The organism is Dyella sp. NPDC103356, assembly GCF_055584465.1.
The window spans coordinates 13760-29003 of sequence record NZ_JBVJLZ010000001.1; the positions used below are offsets into that span (position 1 = coordinate 13760).

15 protein-coding genes are annotated in these 15244 nt (G+C 63.1%); 6 read left to right on the forward strand and 9 right to left on the reverse strand.

Annotated features, from left to right (window positions below; genetic code table 11):
• Positions 1 to 57 precede the first annotated feature (57 nt).
• Genes ACZ6WW_RS00070 through prmB form a run of 4 tightly spaced genes read right to left on the reverse strand, consistent with a single transcriptional unit; the run spans position 58 to position 3696 of the window.
• A complete protein-coding gene (locus ACZ6WW_RS00070; RefSeq protein WP_465272455.1) occupies positions 58 to 1068 on the reverse strand; it encodes a 2-hydroxyacid dehydrogenase in 1011 nt (336 codons plus the stop codon).
• Positions 1069 to 1099: 31 nt separating this feature from the next.
• Positions 1100 to 2185, reverse strand: a complete 1086-nt coding sequence (aroC, locus tag ACZ6WW_RS00075) for a chorismate synthase (protein WP_465272456.1) — start codon at positions 2183 to 2185, stop codon at positions 1100 to 1102.
• Positions 2186 to 2220: 35 nt separating this feature from the next.
• Positions 2221 to 2769, reverse strand: coding sequence for a GNAT family N-acetyltransferase (locus tag ACZ6WW_RS00080; protein WP_465272457.1), 549 nt, complete (start codon positions 2767 to 2769; stop codon positions 2221 to 2223).
• A gap of 3 nt (positions 2770 to 2772) precedes the next feature.
• Entirely contained in the window at positions 2773 to 3696 is a 924-nt protein-coding gene (prmB, locus tag ACZ6WW_RS00085; protein WP_465272458.1) for a 50S ribosomal protein L3 N(5)-glutamine methyltransferase, read from the reverse strand.
• A gap of 627 nt (positions 3697 to 4323) precedes the next feature.
• Between prmB and asd the strand changes: the two genes are divergently transcribed.
• The gene (asd, locus tag ACZ6WW_RS00090) at positions 4324 to 5166 is read left to right on the forward strand and encodes an archaetidylserine decarboxylase (RefSeq protein WP_465272459.1); all 843 of its coding nucleotides are present in this window, start codon (positions 4324 to 4326) and stop codon (positions 5164 to 5166) included.
• Between the two features lie 161 nt (positions 5167 to 5327).
• Positions 5328 to 5765 (forward strand): hypothetical protein, encoded by a 438-nt coding sequence (locus tag ACZ6WW_RS00095; RefSeq protein WP_281852668.1) that lies wholly within the window; start codon positions 5328 to 5330, stop codon positions 5763 to 5765.
• Between the two features lie 39 nt (positions 5766 to 5804).
• On the opposite strand, the gene ACZ6WW_RS00100 is transcribed toward ACZ6WW_RS00095, so the two are convergent.
• Entirely contained in the window at positions 5805 to 7304 is a 1500-nt protein-coding gene (locus ACZ6WW_RS00100) for a transglycosylase SLT domain-containing protein (RefSeq protein WP_465272460.1), read from the reverse strand.
• Between the two features lie 142 nt (positions 7305 to 7446).
• On the opposite strand from ACZ6WW_RS00100, the gene ACZ6WW_RS00105 reads away from it, so the two are divergent.
• The 3 genes from ACZ6WW_RS00105 to greB are packed head-to-tail and all read left to right on the forward strand — an operon-like array spanning position 7447 to position 10097.
• Positions 7447 to 8946, forward strand: a complete 1500-nt coding sequence (locus ACZ6WW_RS00105; RefSeq protein WP_465272461.1) for a helicase HerA-like domain-containing protein — start codon at positions 7447 to 7449, stop codon at positions 8944 to 8946.
• Between the two features lie 10 nt (positions 8947 to 8956).
• A complete protein-coding gene (locus ACZ6WW_RS00110; RefSeq protein ID WP_465272462.1) occupies positions 8957 to 9577 on the forward strand; it encodes a DUF998 domain-containing protein in 621 nt (206 codons plus the stop codon).
• A gap of 22 nt (positions 9578 to 9599) precedes the next feature.
• On the forward strand, positions 9600 to 10097 hold the full coding sequence (greB, locus tag ACZ6WW_RS00115) for a transcription elongation factor GreB (RefSeq protein ID WP_465272463.1): 498 nt from the start codon (positions 9600 to 9602) through the stop codon (positions 10095 to 10097).
• A gap of 223 nt (positions 10098 to 10320) precedes the next feature.
• Here the strand turns inward: greB and ACZ6WW_RS00120 are convergent, their stop codons facing one another.
• The gene (locus ACZ6WW_RS00120) at positions 10321 to 10836 is read right to left on the reverse strand and encodes a hypothetical protein (protein ID WP_465272464.1); all 516 of its coding nucleotides are present in this window, start codon (positions 10834 to 10836) and stop codon (positions 10321 to 10323) included.
• Between the two features lie 217 nt (positions 10837 to 11053).
• Here ACZ6WW_RS00120 and ACZ6WW_RS00125 point away from each other — a divergent pair, with 217 nt between their 5' ends.
• Positions 11054 to 11920 carry a YihY/virulence factor BrkB family protein gene (locus ACZ6WW_RS00125; protein WP_465272465.1) on the forward strand — a complete coding sequence of 289 codons (867 nt, stop codon included), beginning with the start codon at positions 11054 to 11056 and terminating at the stop codon, positions 11918 to 11920.
• 4 nt (positions 11921 to 11924) lie between these two features.
• Here ACZ6WW_RS00125 and phnD read toward each other — a convergent pair whose 3' ends face one another.
• The 3 genes from phnD to rimO all read right to left on the reverse strand — a co-directional run bounded on the left by phnD (position 11925) and on the right by rimO (position 15195).
• A complete protein-coding gene (phnD, locus tag ACZ6WW_RS00130; protein ID WP_465272466.1) occupies positions 11925 to 12968 on the reverse strand; it encodes a phosphate/phosphite/phosphonate ABC transporter substrate-binding protein in 1044 nt (347 codons plus the stop codon).
• A 75-nt stretch (positions 12969 to 13043) separates the two neighbouring features.
• Positions 13044 to 13862 (reverse strand): DUF3025 domain-containing protein, encoded by an 819-nt coding sequence (locus ACZ6WW_RS00135; RefSeq protein WP_465272990.1) that lies wholly within the window; start codon positions 13860 to 13862, stop codon positions 13044 to 13046.
• A gap of 13 nt (positions 13863 to 13875) precedes the next feature.
• Complete coding sequence (rimO, locus tag ACZ6WW_RS00140; protein ID WP_465272467.1) at positions 13876 to 15195, reverse strand: 30S ribosomal protein S12 methylthiotransferase RimO; 1320 nt, start codon at positions 15193 to 15195, stop codon at positions 13876 to 13878.
• Positions 15196 to 15244: the final 49 nt, after the last annotated feature.

Genomic DNA, 15244 nt, shown 5'->3' on the forward strand with positions numbered 1-15244 from the left:
CAACCGACAACACGCCTGCGCGTGAATGTCGTCACGCTTTGCAACTATTCCGGGTCGTTAATCTGACCAGTTCGCCATGACCTCTGGATTAAGCGCGGTCGGCGGATGCCCGGCCGACTCGCCCAGACCCAGGGCGGCCAGCACATTGTCCGCTGCCAGCCGGGCCATGGCGTGGCGCGTATCTTCGCTGGCGCTGGCAATATGCGGGCTCAGCACGACATTGTCCAAATCCAGCAGCCCCGGATGCACCGAGGGCTCGCCCTCGAAGACGTCCAGGCCCGCGGCAGCCAGCCGCTTCTCGCGCAAGGCCACGGCAAGCTCCGCGTCGTCGACGATACCGCCACGCGCGATATTGACCAGCACCGCCGAGGGCTTCATCTGGGCCAGCTCGGGCGCACCGATGGCGTGCCGGTTGGCCGGGGTGAACGGCAGCACCAGGATCAGGTGATCCGACTCACGCAGTAGCTGGGCCTTCTCGACCCAGCTGGCGCGGCATTCGCGCTCGGTCTGTTCGGGCAGGTGAGAGCGGTTGTGGTAGAGCACGCGCATATCGAAGCCGGACGCGCGCCGCGCGATCGCCTGCCCGATCCGGCCCATGCCCAGGATACCCAGCGTCTTGCCGTGCACGTCGACGCCCAGCCAGTCGTCGAAGCGCGTGGCGCTGCCGGGCCAATGCCCCGCCCGCAGCCAACGCTCGCTCGCACTGACCCGGCGCGCCGCCGCCAGCATCAACGCCCAGGCGTAGTCGGCCACGCTTTCGTTCAGCACATCGGGCGTGTTGCTGGCGAGCACACCGGCCGCGGTCATCGCCTCGACATCGAAATTATTGAAGCCCACGCCGAGGTTGGCGATCACCTTCAGGCGCGTATTGCCTTCGAGCACGCCAGCATCGACGCGCTCGGACAGGCCCAATATGGCCCCATCGACATCGGCGAGTTTTGCTTTCAGCTGTGCCGGGGTGCGTGTGCCTTCGACGGTTTCCGCTTCGAGGTCAACATATTCGGCCAAGTGCGCCAACACATCGGGAAACAGCGGGCGCGACACCCAGACCTTGCGTTTTGTACTCATCGTTCCGGCTTTCTTTTGTATGAGGTGTTGCTCAGCTCAAGCGGGGCGACATATCGCCCACGTCGCCGCACTGTGCCCGATGGCGCAAGGCGTGATCGATCAGCACCAGCGCCATCATCGCCTCGGCGATCGGCGTGGCGCGAATGCCCACGCAAGGATCGTGGCGCCCCTTGGTCACGACTTCAACAGGCTCGCCAGCCAGGTTCACGCTGCGACCCGGCACCAGGATGCTCGAGGTCGGCTTGAGCACCATCGACGCGGTCACGGCCTGCCCCGTGCTGATACCGCCGAGAATCCCGCCGGCATGGTTGGAAGCGAAACCGTCGGGGGTCATTTCATCGCGGTGCTCGCTGCCGTGCTGGGTGACCGCGGCAAAGCCGTCGCCGATTTCGACGCCCTTGACCGCATTGATCGACATCAGGGCGGAGGCGAGATCGCCATCGAGCTTGCCGTAGATCGGCTCGCCCCAACCCGGCGGCACGCCTTCGGCCACCACGTTGACGCGTGCACCGACCGAATCACCCGACTTGCGCAGGGCGTCCATGTATTTTTCGAGCGTCGGCACCTGTTGCGCATCAGGCCAGAAGAACGGGTTGTCCTCGACCGCGGCCCAGTCGAACGCAGCCGGCACGATCTCGCCCAACTGCGCCAGGTAGCCACGCACCACGATGCCCCGCTCGGCCAACCAGGCCTTGGCCACTACGCCCGCCGCCACGCGCATGGTGGTTTCGCGCGCGGACGAACGCCCACCGCCGCGCGGGTCGCGGATGCCGTACTTGTGCCAGTAGGTGTAATCGGCGTGGCCGGGGCGGAAGGTCTGGGCGATGTCGCCATAGTCCTTGCTGCGCTGGTCGGTATTGCGGATCAGCAGGCCGATCGGCGTACCGGTGGTGCGGCCCTCGTAGACCCCGGAAAGGATTTCGATATCGTCGGCCTCGCGCCGCTGCGAGGTATGCCGGCTACGCCCCGTGGCGCGGCGATCGAGATCGCCGCGAAACATCTCGGGGGCGAGCGCCAGACCAGGCGGGCAACCGTCGATCACACAGCCGATCGCCGGGCCGTGACTTTCGCCGAAGGTAGTAACAGTAAAGAGCTTGCCGAAAGAGTTGCTGGACACGAGAGCTGGACGGCCAAAGAAAAACCTGTCCGAGCTTAGCGCGAATCGCCACTCGCCGCCGCCCATTCACGGGCCAGCATCGCAAAAACCACATCGTCGACCCACTCGCCACGCAGCAGGTAAGCCTCGCGGAAATGCGCTTCCTGACGCATCCCGAGCCGGCCCAGCAAGGCCATGCTGCCTTCATTGCGCGGATCGACCGAAGCGACGATGCGCCGCATGTCCCGCTCGCCAAACAGCCAGTCGAACAGCGCCCGCATGGCTTCGATGGCAAAGCCCTGGCCCTGCCGGGCGGGTGCCAGGCTGATGCCGAACTCCGCCGTAGCATCCGGATCTTCCGGCAGATGGACGCCCAGATCGCCGATCAGCGTGCCGTCCCGCAGGCGTATCGCCCGCTGCGTCCAGCCCGGCGTACCCGGCGTCAACTGCGCCTGCGTATCGATAAACGTCCGTGCCGCATCCAATGTCGCCGGATACCAGCCTTGATAGCGCATCACCGCCGGATCGGCACGATAGGCAAAAAAAGCCTCGGCATCGTCGGCGCGCAGCGCGTCGATGCGCAGTCGAGAAGTATCGAACTGCATCCCTCAGACGCCCCTGGCTTGCGCGGCCGCGCGGATCGCGTCGGCGTGCTCGATCAGGTCACGACGCTCCAGCGCAAACACACCCATCGCGCCGACCTTGAACTCGATCCACACGAACGGCACCTCGGGCAGCAGTGCCGCCAGAGCGTGCTCGCTCTCGCCCACTTCGACGATCAGCAAGCCGTCGTCGCTGAGGTAGTCCGCTGCCTGATCGAGCATGCGCACGCAGATGTCCAGGCCGTCCTCGCCCGAGGTCAAGCCGAGCTTCGGCTCATGGCTGTACTCGCCCGGCAGCGCGGCGTACTCGTCCTCGGTGACGTAAGGCGGATTGGAGACGATCAGATCGTAGCGACGCCCCTTGAGGCCATCGAACAGATCCGACTTGACCGCCTCGACGCGTTTTTCCACATGCTGAAACACGATGTTCTCGCGCGCCAGCGACAACGCGTCGTCGCTGATATCGACGATATCGACCTGCCAATCGGGGTTGTATTCGGCCATCGCGATACCGATGCAGCCCGACCCCGTGCACAGATCCAGCGCGCGCTCGACATGGCGATGATCCAGCCACGGCTGAAATCCCGACTCGATCAACTCGGCGATCGGCGAACGCGGCACCAACGCCCGGCGATCGCTCTTGAACTTCAACCCCGCAAACCAGGTTTCCCCCACCAGATACGCCACCGGCAGACGCTCGCTGACACGCCGCTCGATCAGGTCGAGCACACGCTTGCGTTCCTCGGCGGTGAGCTTGCCCGCGCCATACGCCGGCGGAATATCCGGCGGCAGATGCAGACTGGCCAGCACCAGATGCGTCGCCTCGTCGATCGGATTGTCGTGACTGTGCCCAAAGGTCAGCCCGGCCGCGGAGAAACGGCTCGCGCCATAGCGGATGAAGTCGATGATGGAGGCGAGTTCGGCGGTCACGGGGGCTTGGAGTTGATGGAGGGTGGGCAAGTATAGCGGGTGGGGGAACGGGGAACGGGGAACGGGGAACGGGGAACGGGGAACGGGGAACGGGGAACGGGGAACGGAAAAGACTCCGCCTTGCTCTCTGCCTTTCGCAAGCGATGCGAAGCGAGCAGTCAGCTCTCGGGGCCCCTCGGGAGCCGAGTGAGGTTTGGACGATAAGGCCCCGAAGGGGGCATCGACAGGACGTCGATGCCTTTAGGACGGGACACGGATGTCCCGTCCTAAAGCCCGGCCAAACCTCACGGTCCTAGAGCGCCGAAGGCGCGGAGGGACGGCGGACTAGGGGTGTCGTTTCTTTGGTTATCTTTCTTTGGACAAGCAAAGAAAGTAACTCGGCGGCCGGCAGGTCGGCGAAACACGCCGCAGGCGACTTTCTCGCACGAACGCTAAGCCAGAGCGATGCAGGCTCTCGCGACAACCCAACACCGAAGTCACTGGATCCCCGCCTTCGCGGGGATGACGAGAATGGGGAATGGGGCAAGTCGTGGCCGCCTGCGTGGGGATGACGCGTGTAGGGAGGTGAGGTAACTCGAAAGCAGTGCGAGCGAGCGCAACAACACCCCACTTCCTTATACTGGCCGGATGACCTTCAACGTACTCCTGCAATACATCCTCCCCCACCGCTTCCTGTCACGCATCGTCTACTGGGCGACCCGCTGGACATTCAAGCCCTGGAAGAATTTCCTGATCACCAAGATCGTGAGCAGCTACAACGTCGAGATGGCCGAAGCGGCGCAGCCCGACCCTCTGGCCTACCAGCACTTCAATGCGTTCTTCACCCGCAAGCTGCGCCCGGACGCACGCAAGGCCGACGATTCGGCCCACAGCGTGCTCTCCCCGGCAGACGGCAAGATCAGCCAGTCCGGCGCCATCGTCGACGGACGGATCTTCCAGGCCAAAGGGCAGGAATACACCGCCGCCGAATTGCTCGGCGACGAGAACGCGGCAACGCCGTATCGCAATGGCAGCTTTGCCACCATCTACCTGTCGCCGCGCGACTACCACCGCGTGCACATGCCGTTGGCCGGCCGACTGAAGGAAACCGTGCATGTGCCGGGACGCATCTTCAGCGTGGCCCCCTTCGCGGTCGAGGCCATCCCGCGCCTGTTCGCCCGCAACGAACGCCTGGTCTGCCATTTCGAGGGCGAGCATGGCCCGTTCGTGGTGGTGATGGTCGGCGCGATCCTGGTATCCAGCGTGGCCACCGTATGGGACGGCCTGGTGATCCCGCCCTACGCCTCGCATATCCGACGCAAATCCTTTGAAGGTCAGAACATTACGCTCGAACGCTTCGCCGAGATGGCACGCTTCAATATGGGTTCGACGGTGATCGTGCTGTTTCCGGAAGGGGCCGTACGACTGGATGCCTGGGCGTCACAGCAAGCCCTGCGCGTCGGCCAGCGGCTGGGCCAGCTGAGCTCTTGATGTCCTCTTGCCGTGCCCTTCACGGAAAAGTGACGCGTTTCGTCGTTTTGTGACCTTTTTGGCGCACCGGGGCAGCAAAGCCCGTTAAGCTCCGCCCTCGGAGGCCCCGGGGGACACAGGGGATCGAGGGTCTCACGCACAGGTCACTGCGAGGACACTTCATGCGTATCGTTACCCGCTTCATTGCGATGAGTCGCGCGCGTCAGCTTGGACGACAGTTTCGAGATATCGAGCGCAGCATTCGTGCGCTCCCGGCCCGCAGTCGCGGCCGTCTGGGCACCATGGCGTTGCGTGAGATCGGACAGGCATCGCGAAACGACTTTCCCCATCTGTATGGCACCGCACCCGAAGAGCGTTACCTGCCCTGGGGCCAGGGTACCGATATCGGTTATTCGCGCGCCCGCTCGGACAATGCCGAAGTCTCCATGCGCGGGGTCGCCCTCTGGCTCGCGGTGGCTTACCACGAGACCAAGGATTCGCCTCATGCGAACCTGCAGGCGCAGCACCGTCAACTGATGCGGGTCTTGCGTGAGCTCAAAGAGGCTCATAGCCGCACCGACGCCACCGAAGAGTGGATGACGTCGACGGCGGTTGCCTGATAAGGCTACCGGGCCGGCGGCCGCGCCGGCCTTTTCCTGTTACTTACACATCGGTACTTTGAGCGTCTGCCCCACCTTCAAATGGTGGTGCTTCAGGTCGTTGCCACGCGCGATGTCTTCCACGTCCGCGCAGTCGAACTTGCGCGCGATGCTCGACAAGGTGTCGCCCCGCTTCACCGTGTAGCTACGCGTCCGGGACGAGGTCGACGGACGAGAGACGCTGGGCGAGGATGCAACCGGCGTAACCACCGGAATCACCGCAGTGTGCAGGTCGTTGGCCAGGATCGGCCAGGGGCCGTCGGCGCAGCGGGCCGTGTACGCCTTCTCCAGCACTTTGGGCACCTCCAGACGCACGCCGCTCGGCTGCGACACCTGGGGATCCAGGCGCGGGTTCAAGTTGCGCAAGGTGCGGAACCAGCCGTCGTTCATGCCGCCGGCCGAACCCAGACAGACGGTGAGTTCGGTCAGCGAAGCGGGCCGCTTCAGCACGATGCTGCCCGCGGCACCGTCCACCTTCGGGAAACGCAGGTTGTAGCTTTCCGGGTGCAGGAACAACCAGGCGGCAGCCAGCACAGCCGGCACGTACTCGCGGGTTTCCTGTGACAGCTGGTTGTAGATCTTGGGATCGTAGAAGCTGACCGACGGGTCGTCGCCAACCATGCGTCGCATGCGCCCTTCACCGCCGTTGTAGGCCGCCAGGGTCATTTCCAGATTGTTGTTGAACTGCTTGAGCTGCTCGTCCATGTACTGGGCGTTCGCGCGCGCCGCCTCGGCCGGATCGAAGCGGGTATCGAAACCGTCCTGGTTGCCCAGGCCGAAACGCATGCCTGTGGCATACATGAACTGCAGCGGGCCGGCCGCGCCCGAGCGTGAGACCGCGTGCACCTTGCCGCCCGATTCCTTGGCCATGATGCCGAACAGCAAAGCCTCGGGCAGATCGGCCCGCTCATACTGCGGCCACATGCGATAGCGCATGAACTGGTAGTTGACGTATGCATCCATCAGCTGCGGACGCCATTGGGTCAGCCACATCTCCATCGCTGCCTTGACCGGGCCGTTGATCGCAATCAACTCGGACAGCTTCTGGCCGCGCAGCAAGGTCACGCTGCGCTGTGCTTCGGGCAGGCTGGCCGCGCCAGTCTTGCCGTCGATGCCGCCTTCCGGTGCCTGGTCGCCAAGAGTGTCGTTGTCGTCACCGGCGAAGAAGCTGCCGTCCTTCAGACGCAACAGGCGGTCGTACACCGAAAACACGCGCTGCGTATCGCAGCCGGGCGTGCTGCCGCAATGCGCCGAGACGTCCTTCATCTGGTCGAGTGCGTCGTTCAGCGATTTCTCCGACGCCTCGGTATTGCCCTCGCGCGCCTGCTGCAAGGCAGTCTCGTAGCCCTTGCTGGCCTGATCGAGGTGGGCATAAAGCGTGTTGAGCTCAGGCGCCTGTACGGGCTTGGGCGTACCGCCGCTGGCGCAGGCCGCCAACAGGGTGATCGCCGCGGCGAGCGGCATCATGCGAAAGAAACGGGGGGCGGTGGCTGCCGGCATCGGAGACTTCTTCAGGCGATCAAAGCGCTCACCATACCCGCCGCTTCGTCAGGACTCAACGAACCGTAGACGTCGTCGCTCGCGCACGCGGCGATTCGTCAGTACGACTACAATCGTGCGGCCTTCGTAAGGATGGAATGCCATGACTGATATTTTGATCGGCCGTAACGACCAAGCCAGCGTCAATCTGGATGCGCGCTACGGCAACCGCCACGGCATGATTGCAGGCGCTACCGGAACCGGTAAGTCGGTGTCGCTGATGGTGCTGGCCGAGGGCTTTTCCAAACTTGGCGTGCCCTGTTTTCTGGCCGACGCGAAGGGCGATCTGGCCGGCCTGTCGATGCCGGCCAGCCCTGCCGGCGACAAGCTCAAGGCCCGGCTCGACAAGCTCGGCATCACCGACTGGCATCCGCAGGCCAATCCGGTGATCTTCTGGGATATCTACGGCAAGCTTGGCCACCCCGTACGCGCGACCATCAGCGAGATGGGCCCCACGCTGTTGGGCCGCGTGCTGGAATTGAACGACACCCAGGAAGGTGTGCTCGAGGTGATCTTCAAGGTCGCCGACGATCAGGGCTGGCTCCTGCTCGATCTGTCCGACCTGCGCGCCCTGCTCGGCTTCGCCGCGGAGAACGCCAAGGACATTTCCACCAACTACGGCCTGATCAGCACGCAGAGCATCGCGGCCATCCAGCGTTCCGTGCTGAAGCTGGAACAGGATGGCGCCGATCAATTCTTTGGCGAGCCCGCACTCGAGCTCGCCGACCTGATGCGCCAGGACATGAGCGGCCGCGGCGTGATCAATGTGCTCGCGGCCGATCAACTGATTCTCAAGCCACGTCTTTATTCCACCTTCCTGCTGTGGCTGCTGTCGGAACTGTTTGAGCAGCTCCCGGAAGTGGGCGACCTCGACCAGCCCAAGATGGTGTTCTTCTTCGACGAGGCGCACCTGCTGTTCGACGACGCGCCGCCTGCGCTGATGCAGCGCGTGGAGCAGGTTGTGCGGCTGATCCGCTCCAAGGGTGTGGGCGTGTATTTCTGCTCGCAGAATCCCGATGACGTGCCCGGCAACATCCTCGGCCAGCTCGGCAACCGCGTGCAGCACGCGCTGCGCGCCTTTACGCCGCGCGATCAAAAAGCGGTAAAAGCGGCCGCGGAAACCTTTGTTGCCAATCCGAAGATCGACGTCACCAAGGCGATCACCCAGCTTGCCGTGGGCGAAGCCCTGGCATCGACCTTGCGCGAAGGCGGTGTGCCGACGCCGGTCGAACAAGTACTGGTGACCTCGCCGACCGCACGCATCGGCGCCATTACCGAGGCCGAGCGCAGCACCATCCGGCAACGCTCACCTGTCGGCGGCAAATACGACACGCCGATCAATCGCGAGTCGGCGGCAGAAATGCTCGCCAAGCGCGCCAGCGAAAAAGCCGATGAAGCGCAGGTCGCCGTCAAGAAAGCGCCAGCGGGTGCCGACGAAAATGCCGGCTGGGGCGGCGCAATTCGCGATGCCCTGCTCGGCAACGGTCGCCGTCAGGGCATGATCGAAGCGATGGCCAAATCCGCCAGCCGCACCGTCGGCACGCGGATCGGTCAGCAGATCGTCCGCGGCGTGTTGGGTAGCATTTTCGGCGGCAAACGCTAAAGGGACCACGATGCATGCAGGCAGGGTGTCGCGCCTGGGAACGGTCGCGTTGACAGGTATCGCCACGTTCGTGCTTACGTCCCTGCTCGCGCAGTTTCTGCGCCCGGACCTGGACTGGGTGCGGGTGCCCAATAGCTTCTATCTGATCGGCCCATACGGCTGGCTGGTACAAGCCGGCTATGCCGCGATGTCGGTCTCGCTGATCCTGCTCGCTGTCGGTGGCTATGTCGCGCTATCCGTGCCGGCGCGTAGCGCGGCGCCGGCCTTGCTGTTCGTTGTCGGCGGTATCGCACTGACCGCCACGGCGGCCATGCATACCGATGTACCGGGACACCCACCCGCATTCGAAGGCTATGTCCATGGCGTCGTGGCGCAGACCGCGTTCTTGTGCACCACGGTCGCGATGCTCCTGCAGGCATGGCGTTTGCGCAGTGATGCACGCTGGCGGCGATGGTTCAAACCGGCCTTCCTCTATGCAGCTATCTGCTTCGTGTCGATGTGGGTACAGGCGTTCTGGCGCGAGCTCCCGCGAGGTGCCAGTCAGAAGCTACTGATCGTGCTGATCGCGACATGGCTGATGCTGGCCGCCTATCGCTTACGCCGTGGTCCCGATAGCATGCATTCCCGTTGATGAAAGCACTGCAGTACTTCCCATGAGCCGTTGGCGCCCGCCCTCCCCCAGTTCCACCGCGATCATCACCCGCGATGGTTTCGAGAAGCTCAAGGCCGAGCTCGATCACCTATGGCATACGCTGCGCCCCGAGGTGGTCAAGGCACTGGCCGCGGCCGCGGCCGAAGGCGATCGTTCGGAGAATGCCGAGTACACCTATCGCAAGAAGCAGCTGGGCGAGATCGACCGCCGCGTGCGCTATCTGAGCAAGCGCATCCCGATACTCAAGGTGGCCGAGGGCGCGCCATCCGATCGCGAAGCGGTATTCTTCGGCGCCGTGATCGAACTGGAAAACGCCGTCAGCGGCGAAACGCTGCGCTACCGCATCGTCGGACCGGACGAGACCGATGCCAAGCTTGGCTGGATCAGTGTGGATTCGCCGATGGCACGCGCCGTGATGAAGAAAAGGCTCGACGACGAGTTCGAGGCGGAATTGCCCGGCGGGCGTACGCGATTCGTCGTGATCGGCGTGGAATATTGAAGAGAACCTCGAAAAACCTCAGTTCTCAACGTCATCCCGGCGGAGGCCGGGACCCATTCCTCAGTTATCGCTTGTCAGCAGCGCATGGCGAGCATCTGCGTTGAGGAATCGATTCCGGCCTTCGCCGGAATGACCAGTAGGAAAGGTTACTGGAGCCCCATGAAGTCGCGCCATCCCGATTCGGATTCGCCGATCGGGATGGCGCGCTGTAACGCCTGAGTGGTTACTGACCCTGCGGCGGCGACATCAACGCATTGAGCTGCGCCTGATGCGATTCGTAGAACGCCACATTGGCCTGGTTGACCTTGTTCTGGTCGACATACTTGGCCGCTTCCGGATCGGTCTTGGCCTGCGAGGCAATCGCTGCATTCATCAAGGCCAGATTCGCCAGCATGAATTCGCGCGGCGTGAAGCCATATTTCTTGACCAGCGGCTCGATGCGACTGTCGGCCTTCATCGCCTGCTGGGTCAGATCGTCCAGGTTATGAATCTGCGCCGGATTCGGGGCGGACTGGGGGTGAATGCCCTCGGCCTTTGCTTCCTTGGTCGCAGCGAGCAGACGATTGAACACGTCGTCGTTGAGGTTGTAATTCTTGATCGCCTGCTTGTCCGCATCCGGCAGGGAATTGGCAGGCCCCTGCTGTGCGAATGCACCCGTGGAGGCCAACATGGCAGCGGCCATCAACAGTGCCGAAAAACCGTAGCGGAGCGAACGCGCTCCGTTTGCAAAAAACTTCATCGTGTCATCTCCCGAAATTGGCGGATGCGTTATTCCGCCCTTGGTGGCAACGTACCGTAGCATCCGAAGTTTGAACAGCAACCATGCTGCGAACCGTCGACATGGGGCGCTTTCCGGGCCTCTGCGGCACGGATTTCACAAAATTATGGCACCGCGCCAAGCATGGTGCGCGACGTACGTTTATTTTTTGTAAGTTGAACGTTCCTGGGAGCCTGCCATGCATGCCGCCTGGTCGATGGGCCTGAAAGTGGTTCGCCGTACCGCCTCGGGGTTCAGTGACGACGAACTGATGACGCGAGCCGCCGCGCTGGCGTTTTATTCCGCACTTTCTTTCGCGCCCTTGCTGGTGCTGCTGCTATGGATACTCGCCTCGCTACGGCCCGAATGGCAGACCTCGCTCATCAACAACATGACCGGCATGGTGGGCCCACGCGCCGCCGATGCGGTCAGCCTGGTGATCGAAAACGCCAAGCAAAAGCCGGGCGTGGGCAGTTGGGCGGGACTGGTCGGACTGGCCGTCACACTGATCGGCGCCTCGGCGGTGTTCGCGCAGTTGCAAGGCGCCATCAATCACGTATGGAACCTGCGCCCCCATCCGGGCAAGGCCGTGATGGGGTATCTGCGCTCCCGTCTGCACGCGGTCGGCCTGCTGCTTTCGCTGGCGTTTCTGTTGGTGATTTCCTTCAGCGCCAGCGCCATGATCGCAGCCTTCGTGCATAGCGGCACTGTCGCGTGGCAAGGCGTGGACCTGCTCATTTCGCTGCTGATTTTCACTTTTGTTTTCGCCGCGATCTTCAAAGTGTTACCGGATGCGATCATTGCGTGGCGCGACGCGCTATTGGGTGCCGCCCTCACGGCCGTACTGTTCGCCATTGGCAAGTTCGGTATCGGGGTTTACCTGGCCCACTCGAATGTCGGCGGCCCGTATGGCCCCGCAGGCAGTGTTGTAGTGCTGCTGGTCTGGGTGTACTACTCCGCGCTGATTCTGCTGCTCGGCGCGGAGCTGACCCAGGCGGTTGCCGAAGAACGGGGATGTCCGATCCTTCCGCGGCCCTATGCCCGCAGTACCCAGCAGGCATCCTGAGGGTTCACGGCTGCAAGGCGGCGAGCGTCTGCTGATACTGGCTTTCTATCTGGTGCAGGCGCGTATCGCGTGCCTGCTCGCTGACCCAGCGTCCGTTCTTCGCCTGCAGGCGCAACAAGGTGTATTCCATGTCGACGAAGGGTTTGAGCACGCGGCTGTCTGCCGCGTCGAACCCGGCCAGGTCCGGAACCAGGGCAAGTTTGGCTCGCTCGCTTGCCGCGGCGGCGTCGCTGCCTTTGCCGTACTCGCGCATGAAAGTAATCAGCTGCGAACGCAAGGGTTCGGGCAGGCCCTCGCGAATGACCAGCACGCCGCAAGGAATGGAGGTGGATCGCCAGATGACTTTCAGCTGCGAGGCTTCGCGCGGAAAGTTGCGCGCGAATAGATCGAGATCGGGATTGTTGGTGGTTGCGATGTCCACTTCCTTGTTGACCACGGCGAGCATATTGTTTTGATGGTTGCCGATATGCACGCTCGCAAAAAACGTATCGGAGTTGAGTCCACGCGGCGCGAAGACCTCCGCCTCGGGCGCGACATAACCGGTGACCGACAACGGTTCGCCGCGTGCGTAACGCCAGCGTGCGGGTGATGCAAGCAGATCGGCCACACTTCGTATAGGCCCATCGCTGCGCACGACCAGCATGCCAACATTGCCCCGGGCTCCGTCGGTACGCACGAATTGCGCCACCACACCCATGCGTTGCTTGAGCACGGCCTCGATCGCCAGACGGCCGGAAAGGAACGCGATATCGACGCGCTGATCGCCTATCGCCGAAGAAAGCCCGGCATAGCTGCTGACTGAAATGGCACTGACGGGATGCCCCAGCTGCGTCGCTAGGTCATCCAGGAGCGGCTGCCACTGCTTGCGCGACTCGGCGGCGCTGCCAATCGGCAAAATGCCGAAGTGAACAACCTGGTCGGCTTGCGAGCGCTGCGCATCGAAAGCAAATCCAGGGCATGGCATGAGCGCAAGAACGCAGGCATAAATCACACCATACGCGCCGACAAGCACGCGCGATCGACGCAGCCACGACATCGCCTTGCTCATGAATCCCCGTTTCCCCCGACGGCCCCCGCCTCGGTAACCGCTATATAGCCCTATCGAACGGGGCGTGGCAATGTCCTAGGACAGGTTTACGCGCACGGGCCGGGGATAGTGCCGCCCTTCCCGCTTGGGCTGATAACAGTCAGCCGTGCGATGGAACGCCTCATCTGCGTTATCGGAGTGCCAGCCGGGGATGCCGGAAAGCGGCAACGGGCGCAATTCCAGAGGGTCACGCAACAGTTCTCCTGCCGCGATGCCTTCAGCGCAGGCGGCCACCACGTCCTTCAGCGTGTGACCTGATGCAGCGGTGAACACCAGGGCTTTCCCCACCAACAGCTTGTCTGGCGTAAGCGCGTGCTCCAGCAACGCGTGCCCGAACACGATGGCCTCGATCCGGCCATCCTTCCATGCATCGCGCTGTCGCCAGAACAGGCCATGCCAGTCGTGCGCATCCCAGTCGGCCAGCAAGGCGGGATCGCGAATCATCACAACAACGCCCGCTTCATCGAAATGCGTCAACGCGCACTGGGGTCGAGAGCGCTGCTTGGCACCCATCACGGCGATCTCGGTCACCTGTTGCGCATTGAGTGCGCGCTTGATCGCCGGATAACGCAGCCAGATAAGCGCATTGAAGAGATCGTGCCAGTTAGCCTCGCGCGTGGCTATCAGGCCGCGCTCGGCAATACGCCGCTCGTAATGCAGACCATCGTCAAGCAGTTCGCGTGTCTGCGCGGCGAAACGTTCCGGCGCCGCTTCGGGCCACGCGGTATTGAGCTGTTCGACCGATGGCCACGCAGCGTCTTTCAGCCAAGGGAGATAGGTCTGCCAGAACGACAACGGCGGTTGCGCGAATACCGCCGTTTCGACTGCATCGCGCGCGGGTGCACGATAGCGCATGACGCGCGGGTACTCAGCCGGCGAGACGCGCGTGCAGATCGTGGTCGTCGGCATCATGCACGACCACATCGACAAACTGACCGGCCTTCAGCGACTGGCCGTCGGCGATATGCACGACACCGTCGATTTCCGGGGCATCGGCGGCCGAGCGAGCAATCGCGCCGTTCGCCCCAGCCTCGTCGATCAGCACCTTGATGGTGCGGCCGATTTTCCGCTGCAGCTTGGCGGCGGAAATTTCCGCTTGCACCGCCATGAACTGCTCCAGGCGATCTTCTTTCAATTCTTCGGACACCGGGTTCGGCAACTCGTTGGCCTTGGCGCCGTCGACCGGCGAGTAGGCAAATGCACCAACGCGGTCGAGCTCCGCTTCACGCAGAAAGTCGAGCAGCTCTTCGAACTCGGCATCCGTCTCGCCAGGGAAACCGACGATAAAGGTGCTGCGAATCGTCAGATCCGGCACCGCCTTGCGCCAATTGCGAATGCGTTCCAGCGTCTTGTCGATATTGCCCGGGCGCTTCATCAGCTTGAGGATGCGCGGGCTGGCGTGCTGGAACGGGATATCCAGATACGGAAGAATCTTGCCCTCGGCCATCAACGGCATCACCTCGTCGACGTGCGGATACGGGTAGACGTAGTGCAGACGCGTCCACACACCCAGCTCCGACAAGCCTTCGCACAACTCGGTCATGCGGGTGCGGTAATGCTTTTCGCGCCACGTGCGCTCGGCATACTTGACGTCCACGCCATAGGCGCTGGTGTCCTGCGAAATCACCAGCAGTTCCTTGACGCCGCCCTTGACCAGGCGTTCGGCTTCGAGCAGCACTTCGTCGACCGGCCGCGACACCAGGTCGCCGCGCATCGAGGGGATGATGCAGAAACTGCAGCGATGATTGCAGCCTTCGGAAATCTTCAGATACGCATAGTGTTTCGGCGTCAGCTTGACGCCCGTGTCCGGAATGATATCGAGCAGCGGATTGCGCTTGGGCGGCAACGCCGAATGCACCGCGCTCATCACGCTGGCGTAGTCCTGCGGACCGGTGATCGCCAGCACGTCTGGATAGGCTTCGCGAATCAGCTCCGAACGCTTGCCCAGGCAACCGGTGACGATCACCTTGCCGTTTTCATGCAGCGCTTCGCCGATCGCATCGAGCGACTCCTGCACCGCCGCATCGATAAAGCCGCAGGTGTTGACCACCACCGCATCGGCTGCGCCATAACTGGGCACGATCTCATAGCCCTCGACCTTCAGCTGGGTGAGGATGCGCTCGGAATCGACCAAGGCCTTGGGGCAGCCGAGGCTGACGAAACCGATTTTCTGCGATGGCTGGGACATGGCCGCTGGCTGGGTAGGCGTTGGAGAACAGGCGATTATACGGGATCGC